Source organism: Algimonas ampicilliniresistens, assembly GCF_030159955.1.
Taxonomy (GTDB): domain Bacteria; phylum Pseudomonadota; class Alphaproteobacteria; order Caulobacterales; family Maricaulaceae; genus Litorimonas; species Litorimonas ampicilliniresistens.
This window is the reverse complement of sequence record NZ_BSNK01000002.1, coordinates 226,498-240,822: the sequence shown is the minus strand read 5'-3', so window position 1 is coordinate 240,822 and position 14,325 is coordinate 226,498. Positions and strand designations below refer to the sequence as shown.

The 14,325-nt window shown below is 56.5% G+C and carries 14 protein-coding genes; 3 read left to right on the top strand and 11 right to left on the bottom strand.

Translation table 11 applies throughout. From position 1 onward, the window contains the following. Positions 1-60 precede the first annotated feature (60 nt). The 5 genes from QQL54_RS09105 to QQL54_RS09085 all read right to left on the bottom strand — a co-directional run bounded on the left by QQL54_RS09105 (position 61) and on the right by QQL54_RS09085 (position 5,059). A complete protein-coding gene (locus QQL54_RS09105; RefSeq protein ID WP_284389851.1) occupies positions 61-1,527 on the bottom strand; it encodes a S41 family peptidase in 1,467 nt (488 codons plus the stop codon). 156 nt (positions 1,528-1,683) lie between these two features. Continuing rightward, entirely contained in the window at positions 1,684-2,799 is a 1,116-nt protein-coding gene (locus QQL54_RS09100) for a helix-turn-helix domain-containing protein (RefSeq protein WP_284389849.1), read from the bottom strand. Between the two features lie 99 nt (positions 2,800-2,898). Next, positions 2,899-3,273 (bottom strand): YdbL family probable chaperone protein, encoded by a 375-nt coding sequence (locus QQL54_RS09095; RefSeq protein ID WP_284389847.1) that lies wholly within the window; start codon positions 3,271-3,273, stop codon positions 2,899-2,901. 55 nt (positions 3,274-3,328) lie between these two features. Then, a complete protein-coding gene (locus QQL54_RS09090; protein WP_284389845.1) occupies positions 3,329-3,529 on the bottom strand; it encodes a YnbE family lipoprotein in 201 nt (66 codons plus the stop codon). A 75-nt stretch (positions 3,530-3,604) separates the two neighbouring features. Further along, a complete protein-coding gene (locus QQL54_RS09085) occupies positions 3,605-5,059 on the bottom strand; it encodes an alpha/beta fold hydrolase (RefSeq protein WP_284389843.1) in 1,455 nt (484 codons plus the stop codon). A 129-nt stretch (positions 5,060-5,188) separates the two neighbouring features. Between QQL54_RS09085 and QQL54_RS09080 the strand changes: the two genes are divergently transcribed. Together QQL54_RS09080 and QQL54_RS09075 are read left to right on the top strand one after the other, a co-directional pair. Beyond that, positions 5,189-6,670 (top strand): LytTR family DNA-binding domain-containing protein, encoded by a 1,482-nt coding sequence (locus tag QQL54_RS09080; RefSeq protein ID WP_284389841.1) that lies wholly within the window; start codon positions 5,189-5,191, stop codon positions 6,668-6,670. A 122-nt stretch (positions 6,671-6,792) separates the two neighbouring features. Continuing rightward, a complete protein-coding gene (locus tag QQL54_RS09075; RefSeq protein ID WP_284389839.1) occupies positions 6,793-7,803 on the top strand; it encodes a TerC family protein in 1,011 nt (336 codons plus the stop codon). A gap of 3 nt (positions 7,804-7,806) precedes the next feature. On the opposite strand, the gene QQL54_RS09070 is transcribed toward QQL54_RS09075, so the two are convergent. Continuing rightward, the gene (locus QQL54_RS09070) at positions 7,807-8,661 is read right to left on the bottom strand and encodes a DMT family transporter (RefSeq protein WP_284389837.1); all 855 of its coding nucleotides are present in this window, start codon (positions 8,659-8,661) and stop codon (positions 7,807-7,809) included. A gap of 48 nt (positions 8,662-8,709) precedes the next feature. Continuing rightward, positions 8,710-9,579 (bottom strand): 3-deoxy-8-phosphooctulonate synthase, encoded by an 870-nt coding sequence (gene kdsA / locus QQL54_RS09065; protein ID WP_284389835.1) that lies wholly within the window; start codon positions 9,577-9,579, stop codon positions 8,710-8,712. A gap of 75 nt (positions 9,580-9,654) precedes the next feature. Here kdsA and QQL54_RS09060 point away from each other — a divergent pair, with 75 nt between their 5' ends. Further along, the gene (locus tag QQL54_RS09060; RefSeq protein WP_284389833.1) at positions 9,655-10,653 is read left to right on the top strand and encodes a KpsF/GutQ family sugar-phosphate isomerase; all 999 of its coding nucleotides are present in this window, start codon (positions 9,655-9,657) and stop codon (positions 10,651-10,653) included. Positions 10,654-10,659: 6 nt separating this feature from the next. On the opposite strand, the gene QQL54_RS09055 is transcribed toward QQL54_RS09060, so the two are convergent. From QQL54_RS09055 to ald, 4 genes are read right to left on the bottom strand one after another with little or no spacing between them, the layout of a single operon-like run. Then, positions 10,660-11,223 carry a histidine phosphatase family protein gene (locus QQL54_RS09055; protein WP_284389831.1) on the bottom strand — a complete coding sequence of 188 codons (564 nt, stop codon included), beginning with the start codon at positions 11,221-11,223 and terminating at the stop codon, positions 10,660-10,662. Next, positions 11,220-11,999, bottom strand: coding sequence for a 3-deoxy-manno-octulosonate cytidylyltransferase (locus QQL54_RS09050; protein ID WP_284389829.1), 780 nt, complete (start codon positions 11,997-11,999; stop codon positions 11,220-11,222). The genes QQL54_RS09055 and QQL54_RS09050 overlap by 4 nt, the downstream gene beginning before the upstream one ends. Continuing rightward, positions 11,996-13,051: a dihydrofolate reductase family protein gene (locus QQL54_RS09045; protein ID WP_284389827.1), complete on the bottom strand. Its 1,056-nt coding sequence runs from the start codon at positions 13,049-13,051 to the stop codon at positions 11,996-11,998. Before QQL54_RS09045 ends, QQL54_RS09050 begins: the two co-directional genes overlap by 4 nt. A gap of 48 nt (positions 13,052-13,099) precedes the next feature. Beyond that, the gene (gene ald, locus QQL54_RS09040; protein ID WP_284389821.1) at positions 13,100-14,212 is read right to left on the bottom strand and encodes an alanine dehydrogenase; all 1,113 of its coding nucleotides are present in this window, start codon (positions 14,210-14,212) and stop codon (positions 13,100-13,102) included. Positions 14,213-14,325 lie beyond the last annotated feature (113 nt).

The window sequence follows — 14,325 nt, the reverse complement described above, 5'->3', positions numbered from 1 at the left end:
GGCAATAGGCGAGGCGGCGCAGATGCACCGTCTCGCCCGGATGTGAATAGGTCTAAGCGTTTAATCTGCGATCATTGCAAGCGCCGCTTCCATCGCCGGGTCACGTCCTTGACGCAGGCTGGCAACGGTATCGGGTGCCGACACATCCGGCTCTAGACCAATCCCATCTTTCACATCGCCCGCATTATTGGTGAAACGTGTGATGGGTAGGCGGAGTTTGAGAGCGCTTTCTGGAAGTTTTAGGAAAAACAGTGTGCCCGCAGTCGTTCCTGCGGGATTGCCGCCAGTTTTTTCTCCGACCAACGTCACGTCTCGTGCGGCGCGGACAGCCGAGATTAGATTGGTGCTGCCCGACGAATTGTTCCGGCTGGTCAGAACGATCAACTCGCCTTTGAACCCGGTAGGAGCAGGTTTAATTGTGTCGGTCGCATCAGAGAAGACACCGCGGAGCTGATACTCTCCCGCCTTGGTTTTTTTGAATGCAACGCGAGGAGGGTTGATCGCCCGTTGTTCCCAAGTGCTGATATAATTCGTATAGGCATCATGATCGATTGTTTTGAAGGTTTCGACCAACTTCATTTGGCGCGGCGCGTCGATCAGGTATGAAAAGAGTCCTTGGCTGGCATCGGTTGATCCACCGCCGTTCTGCCGTAGGTCTAAGATTAACTTGTCGCGGCCTTCCGACGCTAATGCTTCAAAGACGGGTCCATACAGGCTGTCTGGGTCGACGGGCTGGCGATAGTTCACGAACGTGTCGACGCTCAGCACTGCACCGCGTTTGCCGACCTGTGTCAGAGTTACCGCGTCCTTGAAGTTTTTGGCATCTTTAGCGGTGGCGATGGTTTCCCAATCTTCAAAAGGCACGCGCTCAATCTCGACAATACGCCGCTCTCCGTCAGATGTTTCTATCTCTAGACGCGCTGTCGACAAAGTGTCCCACAGCAAAGAGCCGAAATGGTCGACGGCACCGCCCATAAGCTCGCCGGACGCCGTCATTCCACCGTCACGTATATGGTCATTATAACCATCGACGGGAATGTAGCGATGTAGCGCTGCCTGCAGATCATGGATGGTTCGTCCATCAATCGTGATGATTTCATCACCGGGCTTAAGTTGAGGATTGTTGGGTGCATCTTGGATAATCCCGCGGTTCTGAACGATCGTCCAGCGGAGCGGTAAATAGACGGTCTGAGTTTTGCGATTGGCCTTCATCGAAGGGCTGAGTTCGGCTTTCGTATGGTCGCAGCGTATCAGGGCTAACGTCTCGGAGATGGCCAGATAGAAATCGGCCTCGCTCATACCGCCTTGTGCGTCAGCGGATTCAATGATCAGATCCCAAGCCTGATCGAGCGTAGCTTGATCAGTGAAGCGCGTATAGCCGGGATGGATATCTCGGTAGGCGTTTCGCGCCAATGTCACGTCGACTCTAACTTGTGCGGGGCTAAACGTTACGGTTTGGCTTTGAGACAGGCTCATCGTTGAGGCAGGTCCGTCCGGAGACGGTGCGCCGAGACTCGAGGATGTCATTAAGCTGGCGCCTAAGCTCAGGCTAACGGCAAGGGTCGTAGTAAGAAAGCGGGACATATAAACTCCATCATTTGTGATGGGGTCGACATGGCAGAGGCTTTGAGGCTCATCGCCTCGTTACGGATTTTGGGTCGCGATTTACGTCGCTTGAGGCTTTTACGGATTTTGAGACGCCCGGAATCGCGAGGGTGTTTGGCCCGTGAAATCACGGAACACCCGGTTAAACGTCGCTTTGGAATTAAAGCCACTATCCATGGCGATGCTCAGGACTGGATCTGATGTGTCACTGAGTTGAATTTTGGCGTGTTTGACACGCAGCCCGTTGACGAGCTGGTTAAAGCTTTGCCCGCTGGCGCGGTTCAAAGCTCGGCTGACATAGCTCTCATTACTGCCCATCCGGTTGGCCACGTCTCGTATCGACAAGCGGGGCTCTAGAAACCACCGTTCAGCGCTCATTCTGGAGAGAATGCGCTCTGACAGATTGTCAGGCACCGGCGCTGTTGTCGCCAATGAAGGGCGGAGTTTTGGGAAGGGTGATGTTAACCGCCAAGCCGCGTCCAGCCCGAGCCAGCAGAGGATGGCCATTAAGAGGACTTGGAATGGAAAGGCGGCATTATAAGTCAGATCAATCGCAAGCTGGGCGATTTCTAATCCAGCGTAGAGACATGTCGCCGCGACGAGCGCGACAACAATATTTCTGAGCCAGACCGGATCATAATCGCGCGCTGCTGAACTCTCATTCTCAAGAAACGCAAGATACGTTGCGCGCTCCCGCCAGAGATAGATAATCGCAAAAAGCATGAGGGCGACACCGACAAGGGTCTCGACGGGTTCAACATAGGGGCCATGAACCATATTGTTAAAGGCCCATTTCCCGAGATGATCAAACATGCTGTCACCCAGTAGGAAGAAGGCGCCAAGATAGTAGAGGCATTGTACGGCCCCTGGCAGAAGCAAATAGCGTCGCCATCCTAAACTCGTGCCACGCGTTAAGGCATGGGCGTGAATTATAAGTAGGGGCCCAAACCAAAGATCCGTGGAAAAAAGCGGGAAGAACGTCATCCAAGGCCAGATGGCATAGGCATCCGCATAGCCGATGATCTGTGGGCCCATGGATAAAGCCGCTAAGATTAATACGGCTCCGAGTGGTCGACTGGCCCGTGCTTCGACGCGACGGAAGAACAATACCACGCCACAAATTAAAATCGGCGTGATGACCATGGCCATCATCACCGATCGCCAATTCATCACGAGTTGCGCACTATCGTCCATGAGCGCCGCCTAACAAGTCCGGGCCTAATGGCGCAAAGAAAAAGCCGCCCCGAAGAGCGGCTCTGTATTCAAATCTTGTAAACGGTTGTGGCTTTTCGCTTACTTCTTTTTCCAAACGGCATCTTCGCCCATAATCATCTCGCCGGGTGCGGCTTTGGCCAGCTGCTTTTCGCCGGTCAATTTGGCCACAATCTCGATCTTGACGTTCTGCTCACGGGCCAAACGCGTATAGACTTGCTTACGGCCAATATTGATCTCGTCGACTGCGGCTTTAACCTCGGCTGAGGTGCCAGTGACAACAGCCAGATAACCATCAATTCGTTCACCGACTTCGCCGCGCGACTTAGCGGCATCGACGACGGATTTGGCGTTGGTTTGGGCTACAGCGACATTGTCACCTGTTGTCTGCAAAGCGAGCGCGCCGCCTGTCAGAAGTCCGGCTGTCGCCAGGCCTGCAATAATCAGTTTCTTCATGCCTGCCTCCTTATTGTTGGCATTTGGGCTCAAACGAACCCAATCATGGGTGGACCTAGAACAGGTCCGGATTCTCGTTAATCAGCTCTTCAACATCCTTGTCGAGCCGAACGCGGACTTCCTGGTCGATCTTAATCGCCAGTTCGATCCGAAGAGGTTCTTTTGGCGGAACAAATTCATGCTTGATCGTACAGGCCCCTAAAAACAGGGCCGTGCCGACACTCACCAAAATCAGACTACGCTGTGCCAATTTCATGACCTGTCCTTACGTCGTTCGGTGTGAACGTCGCATGAAGGAGAAATGGAAAGCAAGTTGATTGATCGCCTCGATTTAGTCCGGGATCGGCACGGTGATCTTTTTAGGAAGATCGTCATCGCCTCGCATGAACTGATGAATAAGATCTCCCACGGCGGGATCAGTCATAAACAGATTATGGCCAGCGTCCTTGATCAAGACGTGGTGGGCATGAGCGAGGCCGACCATCGCCTCACGAGCGGCTTCGGGATAGGTTCGGCCATCCAAGGTTCCGCTGAGCATTAAGACGGGTACGTCAGACTGAACGGGTCTTCGGAAGTCTGGACCAAGGACAAGATGCGGACGAATATCCTCAGATTCATAAGGCGCATTCAGACGGGTGCCGACCAAGGCGGTGCGGCCCTGAGTGTCGATCAGCGCTCGACGCTCAGGGTCGGTTCCAGAGGCGATGTCGGTCAGACGGTTCATCGGGAGGTAGCTGTGATCCGACGTGACGCCCCAGCGCGCAAACATCTGTTCTAAGGAGGAGGGATCGCCTCGGTCCAGATCGCGGTAAATCCCGACGACCATGATGGCCCATTTTGGATCTGCAATCGCGCCCGACAGTAAGGTCTGTAGGTCACGGCGATGGAACATGGCTTTGGTGCCATCGACGTCGAGCAATTGCGGTTCAGCGTCAAATTTGGCGTGAACCCGCGCGATCAAAGCTTTTACATCCGGTGTGTCCGAATCAGCGGCGTTCATCGCGACTTGCAGCCGATCAAAATAGGCATCCGTGCGCGCGGGCAGTTTGAACGTCTGGTCTAGGCCTTCAATGCTGGCGAACACGGCCCGGTCGATCCGACCATCCAGTTCGCGCAGTGCCGCCAGACCGAGATGGCTGCCATAACTGATCCCCCAGAGCGAGATCTGTTTCGCGCCAAGATGCTGGCGCAGGCCATCAAGATCTTTCGCGTTTTCGACTGTATCGTATCCATCCAGATCGACGCCAGCGGCTTCCCATTCGTCCATACAGGACGCCAGCGCTGCTAAATCCCCGGCTAGGGCGGCTTTGTCGCTGACGATGTCGGTTAGGTCGGCACCGGTGCGCGTGCAGCGCTCCATGTCATTGGATTTGCCTGTCCCGCGCTGATCATAGGCGATGACGTCGCCGTGTTGGCGCATGGCCATAAAGAGGGGGAAACGTTGACCCTTTGCGGTATTGATCCCTGAGCCACCCGGCCCACCGGAGAGGTAGACAATCGGCGCGCCGGGTGTGTCCGTCGTCGCCGGGAAGCGGACGTAATGGATTGTCAGGTCGCGGCTGTCGGGATTGGGGCGGTTCTCTGGCACGACAAAGGTGCCAGCGAAGGCCTCTACGCTCTCACCGTTTTCGGCCTCGAAGGTGATCGGGGTTTCATTGACGACTGTGGACATGGGCGCCGAAGTGAGCAGAGGAACCGCAGAGGCGGGTTTGTCTGTGACCGCATTGGCCGTGCAAGCCGTTAGAGCGAGGGCGAGGGCCGTTGTCAGAGTATGAGTGTAACGCATGAGGTCTCTTTTGTGTTGAGCTTGGTCTGCGTTGCACTGTGCCCATTGGCCATACGGTGTAGGGTGAGCGGCAGCGTCTGTTCCGCGAACGGGGGTTCGCGGTGGGGCTAGGGCGGGCTACGGGAGGCCATGATCTTCAGATTTATCATTGTCGTTCTGGTCGCGATGGGTTTCGCTGACCAAGCCTTGGCTTCGGACGCACAGATCTGTCCGGCCCATTCAACCGAGACTCCGCCAACAGACTGGGTTGGACCAGATTGTGAGCGCCTCCATTCAAGCCGGGTCAATCCGACGGATGGGCTGATCTGGGTTCGCATGGAACGGATGGCACCTGAAACAAATAAGCCAGTTGCCCTCTACATCAGTGGTCGTTTTTCATCGCGCGTTTGGATCAACGGGACAGAAATCGGTCGCAACGGACTTCCTGGACCGGATCGCCAATCAGAAGCGCCCGGATTAATGGATGCGCAGTTGATCGTGCCCGAAGGGAGCTTGAAGCCCGGCGCGAACGACATCGTGCTACTCGCCTCGGCTCATTACGGTGTGCTTAATCTAGCCAGACCACTCCACAGAGTTGGTCTATTCACGATCGACCCCGATGATCGATATTGGGTCGGCACGGTGACGCCTATTATGGTCACATTAGGTCTATTGCTGGCGGGCATGGTCTATTTTGGTGGGCTAGCCGCCATTCGGGCTCCACGCGGTGACGCGCTCATTCTGACAGGTTTGTGCGCGCTGGCGATCGGCCAACTTCTGTCTGAATTGACGCGTGCTCTTTGGGCTTATGCCTATCCCGTTCACGACATTCGCTTGTTGGCTATTGCAGGTTTTTCGGCGGCGTTTGGCTTGTTAGCCTGCTTTTACGTGACACGGCGTCTACGCCCGAAATGGCTGCTGGCGATAATGGGGTGCGCGACGATTTTGTCGCTGATGGCTCTTTGGCTGCGGACGGGTTTTGATGGAAAGTCCTCCTATGCCATGTTGGGTCCGCTCTGCGTCGCTCTGTTCGTCAGCATTTGGACGATCATTCAGGCACGATCCGCTGAGCAGCGCCGACGGGCCAGTCTGAGCGCTGCGGCGCTGACAGCATTTGTTGGATCAAATCTAATGGCGCCCGAATTGTTTCTGGACGTTGTCTTCTTCTATCTTTTGGCAGGCCTGTTGCTGGCATTGCTGGTCGAGCAAGCCCTCGATCGGTCGCGCGAAGCGCAGGAGAGTATGCGCGAGACAGCGCGGGCCGACCGTTTACAGCTGTTGCTCGATCAACTGGACCCTGAAACCCTCTTGCCGCCCTTAGTCATTCGCAGTGCGGGCAGGGTGGAGCAGATCCCAATAAACGACATTGCCAGCATTCAAGGCGCTGATGGCTATGCTGAAATTAAGCTGACGAACGGACGCGCAATTTTGCATACGAAAAGCCTCAACGCGCTTGAGACCGAGCTCCCCAGTTGTTTTCTGAAGGTTCACCGCTCGCATATCGTCAATACAGCCCATGTACGTGCGCTGGAACGTGACAGCTCCGGCACAGGGGCGTTGATTTTGGAAAGCGGCGAAACCATCCCGGTCAGCCGACGGATCCTGCCGACGGTTCGACAAGTGCTATCCTGACAATTCAAGCCCCACAGAAAAACAACTTTGATCGCGCGGATTTGGAACTGTGTGACTGTCTGGTCGTTGCAGCTTCAACATCTCGCCGTTAAAGCGCGTTAAATTGATCTGGAAATTCGACTATGGCCGACCTGTTTACTCTGAGCTCGCTCTTCACTCTGGGGGCGCTAATCTTATTACAAGCCGTGCTCGGCTTCGACAATCTTCTCTATATTGCGATTGAGAGTAACAAGGTCGGCGATCCAGCCGCGGCGAAGAAGGTGCGCAATTGGGGGATCGGGCTGGCGGTCGCTTTGAGGATTGTCCTACTCTTCATAATCGTGTCGCTGTTTGGCGTGTTGGCCGAACCGCTCTTCTCCTTCGCAACGGCCTTTATAGAAGGCGAATTTACGCTGCAGGCGCTGGTGACGATTTTGGGTGGGGCGTTCATTATCTATACGGCGATGAAAGAAATTCATCACCTGCTGCAAGTCGATCATATCGAACATTCAGAAGGCTCCGGCGCACGTTCCGTCATGAAAGCGATCGCGCTGATCGTGGCGATGAACCTCGTTTTCTCGTTTGACTCAATTCTCTCAGCCATGGCGATTGCCAATGTGCAGACAGCCGAAATCGTTGATGCGACGGGCGCGGTCCTGCAGAGTTACACGACGGGTCCTGTTGCGGAATGTAAGCGTTTCCTGATCAACAACCCGATCCCGAGTGCAGTCGGATGCGAAACGGTGAAAACCTATCAGGTTCCCCTTATGGTGATCGCGATTGTGGCGTCGGGCATCGGCATGATCCTGCTGGCCGACAGGGTCACCAACTTCCTGAAAAAGAACCGCATGTATCAGGTACTTGGCCTATTCATTCTGTTCTTGGTCGGCGTGTTGCTGGTCACAGAAGGTGCGCATCTCGCTCATCTGAAATTGTTTGGTTATGAACTGTCTGCGATGAGCAAATCGAGCTTCTACCTCGTCGTGGGTGTTCTGGTCGTTACCGACATTATCTCGAATCGCTATCAGAAACGCCTTTGGGCCCAGAAACAGGCGGAGATCTTAGGCGCGGATAGTGAGATGGCTGGGATTGCCGCCGTCGATAATTTCAAAGGCGGAAAGGGCAAGGACGCACCCTATGTGCCGGGTATCTAGCGCCTAAAGGTTCATCATGGCTAAGCCGGCGACGACGATACTCGCGAAAGCGACCCGTCGAACGCCGAACCCTTCTTTGAGAAACACCCAACCAAAGAGGGCGCCGAACACCACGGCGCTCTCTCGCAAGGCGCTAACACGCGCCACTTCGGTCAAATCCATGGCGTAAAGCAGAACCCCGAAGGACAGCATTGACCCCAATGCGGCCACAACGCCGTAGCGCCAGATGCGCCGTGCATCGATCAATAAAGTTGGCCCGCGCAGGACTGCTCCAGCGATGCCAAGCTGCACCCCATCCAGAACAAACAGCCAGACAATATAGGTGAACGGGCTTTCAGCCATGCGGACGCCGCGGGCATCCAGAACCGAATAGGCGGCAATCCCGACCGCTGTCAGCGCGGCAAAAATCAGAGCTGATTTCGGCACGTCCAGTCCTGACGCCAACTTGCCGGGCCTAAGGACAAAACCCAATGTGCCTAGGGTCGCCACGGTCAGACCCGCCCATTCCAGCGGCATGAGCGTTTCGCCTAGAAAGGCTGCGGCAGCAATAGCGACCAGAATGGGTGCGCCGCCGCGCATGATCGGAAAAACAATCGACAAATCGCCGCGCGACAAAGCGTTGATCAGGCCAAACTGATAAAAGCCATGCGCGATCAGGCTCAGACCCAAAGCGACCCAGACTGGGCCTGTCGGTAGCGGCACAAAAAAGACGGCAGGAAAGATCAGCAGCGCGGACGTTACGGACAAAACAACCCGTGCCATCAAAATATCGCGCCCGGCTTTGACCACCGTATTGACGGCAGCCAAGGACACAGCGCTGGTCAGGCCGAGAAGGATCGCGAGCGCTGTTGAGGTCAAAAGCTAAAACCGCTCAAAGGGGGCGTCCTATCAGACTTGGTCCCGCGTCTATTCGCTGAAGAAGTGCAGGTTTTTTCGGCCCTTGGCGATGCGGTCAATGTCCTGCAATTCGCGTAAGTAAGTTTCGAGTAGATCGAGCGGGATCATGTTCGGCCCGTCGGACGGTGCACTAGCGGGATCATTATGCGTTTCGGCGAAAATACCCGCAACACCCACAGCAATGGCAGCACGGGACAGGGTCGGCACCATTTCGCGCTGACCGCCTGATGTCTCGCCCTGACCGCCCGGTTGTTGCACGGAATGAGTCGCATCGAAAATGATCGGCAGCCCTGTATCGCGCGCCATAGTCGGAAGACCGCGGAAATCGGATACCAGCGTGTTATAGCCGAAGCTCGCCCCCCGCTCGGTCAGAAGGATGTTGGAATTGCCCGCATCGATGACCTTTTGGGCGACGTTTTTCATATCCCAAGGGGCGAGAAACTGGCCCTTTTTGATCTTAATAACACGGCCTGTTTTGGCGGCGGCAACCAGCAGGTCGGTCTGACGGGAAAGAAAAGCCGGGATTTGCAAAACGTCGACAACTTCTCCGACCATGGCGCATTGTTCTGGCAGATGGATATCGGTCAGAACGGGAACGCCGAACGCGTCTTTAACCGCTTCGAATACGGGCAAAGCGTCCTCAAGTCCGACACCGCGCGCGGAACTGGCGCTGGTCCGGTTGGCCTTGTCGAAACTGGTTTTGTAGATGAATTGGATGCCGAGCTTGTCGGTGATCGCCTTGATCCGCTCGGCCATGAATAGCGCATGGTCGCGACTTTCCATGGCGCAAGGCCCGGCAAACAGCGCGAACGGTAGGTCGTTGGCGAATGTCACATCCCCGGATGGGGCTGGAACTGTGACTTTATGAAAGGTGGTCATGGTGTACCCGTGATGGCTTTACCCGCTTTGGGGGGCGGGCTAGGTCGGTCCCCCTATGACAGCAAGACACGAAACATGACAGACTCTTCGGCCAGTGTGAATTCAGCGATCAGTGACCCGCTACAGATTGCCAAGCGGACCATTGAGGTCGAACGCGACGGGCTCGATGTTCTCGCCAAAGCTTTGGTCGAAGGAACGGCGCTGGGCCAAACCTTAAAAGATACGATTACGGCCATCCGCTCTGCACCGGGTCGGGTCATTGTATCGGGCATGGGGAAATCCGGCCATGTCGGGCGAAAGATCGCCGCGACTCTAGCTAGCACAGGGACCCCGGCCAGCTTCGTTCATCCGGCGGAGGCCAGCCACGGCGATCTGGGTATGATCGGGACGGATGATCTGGTGCTCGCTTTGTCCAATTCCGGAGAAACCCGCGAACTGGCCGATCTGGTCAATTATTGTGCGCGTTTCTCAATCCCGCTTGTCGGCATCACCTCTGTTGCGGAAAGCTCTCTGGGTCAGGCTGCCGATCATCTTCTGTTGCTACCAAAGGCGGATGAGGCTTGCACGGTGACGCGTGCGCCCACCACATCGACTGTAATGATGATGGCGCTGGGGGATGCGTTGGCCGTCGCGCTGCTGCGAGATCGCGGCTTTGGGCCCGATGATTTCAAGACCTACCATCCGGGCGGTAAGCTCGGCGCAGCCTTCAGCCGTGTGTCTGATGTGATGCGAACGGGGGCCATGCCGTTGGCCACTCTGGACACGACGGTGGCCGAAGTGGTTGCGTTCATCACCCAAGGTGGTGCCGGAACGGCAGGAATTATCAATGGCGGGCAATTGGTCGGCGTGATTACGGATGGTGACTTGCGTCGTCATATCGGTCGGGATTTGCTTGCCATGAAGGCGGCAGATGTGATGACGCGTCACCCTATCACTGTAACACCTGATACGCTGGCCTCCGATGCGCTCGGTCTGTTGAACCGCAAACGGATTCAAGTGCTCTTCGTCGTGAAAGACGGCGCGCCCGTCGGGCTCTTGCACGTGCATGACTTCCTGAAAGAGGGCGTGGCTTAAGCGTGTTTACGGTCTAACGTTCCATTGCGTGACGACCCAACCATCTTCCTGCTTTTCGACCAAACCATAGGCCCCGGTCTTGAGTTTCCGCTCAGCGCCGTCATGGCGACAGACATCAAGAACGAAGCGGGCAATGCCGTTGCTGGTCACGATCAATGTCGTCCCGACACTCTTGGCCAATAGATCAGCCCAATCCGCGCGAATCGTGGCGGGATCAACGCGCCAATCTTGCGGCGGAATAGCGTCTGTATCCCACAAGTTGATGGCGTCAGCCCCAATGCGGGCGACGACATCAGATTCGGGTTTGCCTTCATCCGGGCCATAATCAATTTCGAGCAGTCGATCGTCGAAGCGGATATTGCGTGCGATCGCGTATGCGGTTTCGTGGGTTCGTTTCAGTGGAGAGCTGATGACGGCGTCGAATTTTGTGTCAGCGAAATGCGCGCCCAAGGCAGCAGCTTGCTGCCGACCGGATGATGACAAGGGTAAATCTGTTCCGCGTCCCACGCGGCGAACCGTTTCGCCGGGATCGAACGTGTTGCCATGCCGGACAATATAAACGCGCCTCACGATAAGCTCGCCAATCTCGCTTCGGCCCGGGCTAAGTCTTCGGGCGTATCAATCCCGGCTTGGCTCATCGGATGGCTGTCGACCCTCGCGCAGGCGATGGTCAGCCCGTTCTCCAGCGCACGGAGCTGTTCCAGTCCTTCAAGTTGCTCATAGGGTGACGGCGGTAAGGTCACATATCGCGCCAGCGCCGCGCGTCGATAGGCATAAAGGCCGACATGTTGCAGTACAGGCGACGTTTCGTTTTCCTCCCGCATGGACGATTCCTTTCGAATCGCTGGAATAATATTTTTCGAAAACCAGCGTGCGCGTCCGTCGTCGCCGACAATGGCACAGGTGCCTGAAAAGGGCGTGGCTTTTTTCGCATCGCGCAACTCATCCAGCGCGTCCCAAGACAAGGCCACGACCGGTGTCGAAATGTCTGCACTTGGATCAGCCGTGAGCGCGTCGAGACACGCTTGGACATAAGCGGGCGGAGTGAACGGCGCGTCGCCCTGTAGATTGACGATGAGGTCCGCGCTGGGATCAAACAGGTCGGCGGCGACTTTGGCGCGGTCTGATCCGCTGAGCAGGTCCGGGTCGGTCATGACGACGGGGAGATCGCGTTCGCGGCAAAAATCTTCGATCCGGTCATCATCCGTCGCGACCACAAAGTCTCCGACCTTGTGTGCGACCATCGCGGTGCGTTCCAACATGGCGATGCCGCCAATCTCCGCGAGCGGCTTGCCGGGAAAACGGGTTGAAGCATAGCGTGCCGGGATGACGATGAGTGGTTTCATACTGCGTTGTATATCAGCGGGTTCACCGCGCGAAACCTATCTTCGTAACCCCCCAGCTCTAGCACCTCGACGCCGTGCTTTCGCAGATAGGCCAAGCCCGTTTGTTCTGTGAACGTCCTATCTTCGGCGACGGCGTAGATGACGCGCTTGACGCCCGCATCAACCAGTCTCTGAGCGCAGCCTTTCGGCTTAGATGCGCGGGTGAGACACGGCTCCAGCGTGCAAATGACCGTATGCGGGGCGTCGCCAAGCTTGGCGAGGAGGGCTTCCTCGGCATGATCATTCGATCCGGTTTCGCGGCTATATCCTGTCCCGAGAATTGAGAGATCGGCAGTGCATCCAACACAGCCGACAGCAAAAGCGGTTCCACTCGGCGGGCATTGTTCGGACAGATGGAATGCCTCGGCCATGATCAGTTGGGCGCGGCTGCGGAGAAGGTCGATATGTAAGACGGTCGTGTCGCCGAGCTTTTCCTTATGCATGACGGATAGCGGCGCGATGAACGCGTCCTGATCGTCAAACAGGCGCGCGTGACCTTGATTACCCAATGCCTTTGGACTGATCGCGAGGCGCAACCAATGGGCGCGAGGTAAGGCCAGGGTCAGAATTTGTGCCCCGCCTTCGATCAGGACATTCGACAGTCCGCGTGCCTCAGCCAGATTGAGAATCGCGTCGATGGGATCTTCGGAAAAAAGTTTGACGGTGGCGGAACTCGCGACTGGTGATTGGCTCAGGATAACCTTCTCGCCTCGGCCCGTTTCAAAGAAGGCGCGATCGTGAGGAATTTTGCCAGATCGAGTGACCACCACCTTAATGGGATCAGGCGCCAGACCTGCAGCTTTGCGCGATGCTATGTGGGCCTCGCCCCGCGTCGCCAAAGACGGATTGTCCCGGCGCAATGTCTCTGCCCCGATCACGATCATGTCCGACTGCGCTCGCAAGGCGAGCACAGCGTCCAGATCTTCAGGCGACGACAGGATCGCGCGCACATCCGACCGGTCGTCGAGATAGCCATCCGAAGAGACGGCGCAGGAAAGGGTCAGCGTGACCATGCCGCGCCTGTGAACAATCACTGGCGCGGGAGCAAGGGTGAGGGGTGGTTAAAGAACGCTGGACGCTTCGACCCAATCCAGACCCTGCGCTTCGGCCACAGCTTCGATGGTCAGCTTACCTTCGCAGACATTCAGGCCGTTAAGCAGATGTGGGTCTTCGCGCATGGCGTCTTTCCAACCCATGCGCGCGATCCGTTTGGCATGGTGCACCGTGGCCGCGTTCAACGCATAGGTCGACGTCCGGGCGACCGCGCCCGGCATGTTGGCGACGCAGTAATGCACAATGCCGTCGACAATGTAGATCGGGTCGGCATGGGTTGTCGCTTTGGAGGTTTCGAAACAACCACCTTGGTCGATGGCGACATCAACAAGAACCGCGCCTTCCTTCATCGTGCTGAGCATCTCGCGGGTGACGACTTTTGGAGCCGCCGCGCCGGGGATCAGGACGGCACCAATCACCAAATCGGCTTCGGTCAGGCGCTGCTGCAGCACGGCAGGCGTTGAGCGTTCGACATTGGCGCGTACGCCAAATTCATAGGACAGCTTTGCCATCACTTCATTGGACCGTTCCAAAATAGTCACATCGGCTTGCATGCCGACGGCCATTAGCGCGGCATTATATCCAACATCGCCGCCACCAATGATCAGCACTTTGCCGGAATTCACCCCGGGTACGCCGCCAAGTAGAACGCCGCGACCACCATTTTCCTTTTGCAGTGCATTGGCACCTGCTTGGATGGATAGCCGGCCAGCGACTTGGCTCATCGGTTTGAGCAGCGGCAGACCGCCGCTATCGGATGTCACAGTCTCGTAAGCGATGCAGACCGCCCCTGACTCGATCAGTTCGTTTGTCTGATCCGGATCGGGCGCGAGGTGGAGGTAAGTGTAAAGGATTTGGCCGGGGCGCAGCATGGCGCGCTCAACGGCCTGAGGCTCCTTGACCTTTACGATCATATCGCAGCCTGCAAACACGCTCGCGGCGTCTGGTTTAATCGTGGCACCTGCCGCTTCATAATCGGCATCGTCCGTGCCAATTCCGGACCCGGCCTGCGTCTCGACCCATAGCTCATGGCCATCGGCAACTAGCTCTGCGACGGATTCTGGCGTCAGTCCAACGCGATATTCGTGATTCTTGATTTCCTTGGGGACACCGATGCGCATGGCGCTCTCCTAATAGGCAATAATTGTGCGGCTAAATAGCGGCATTCCAGACGAAAAACCCGCTTTTATGATGGTCAATTGGCATATTGGCGCGTAATCATCCCATAGAACTG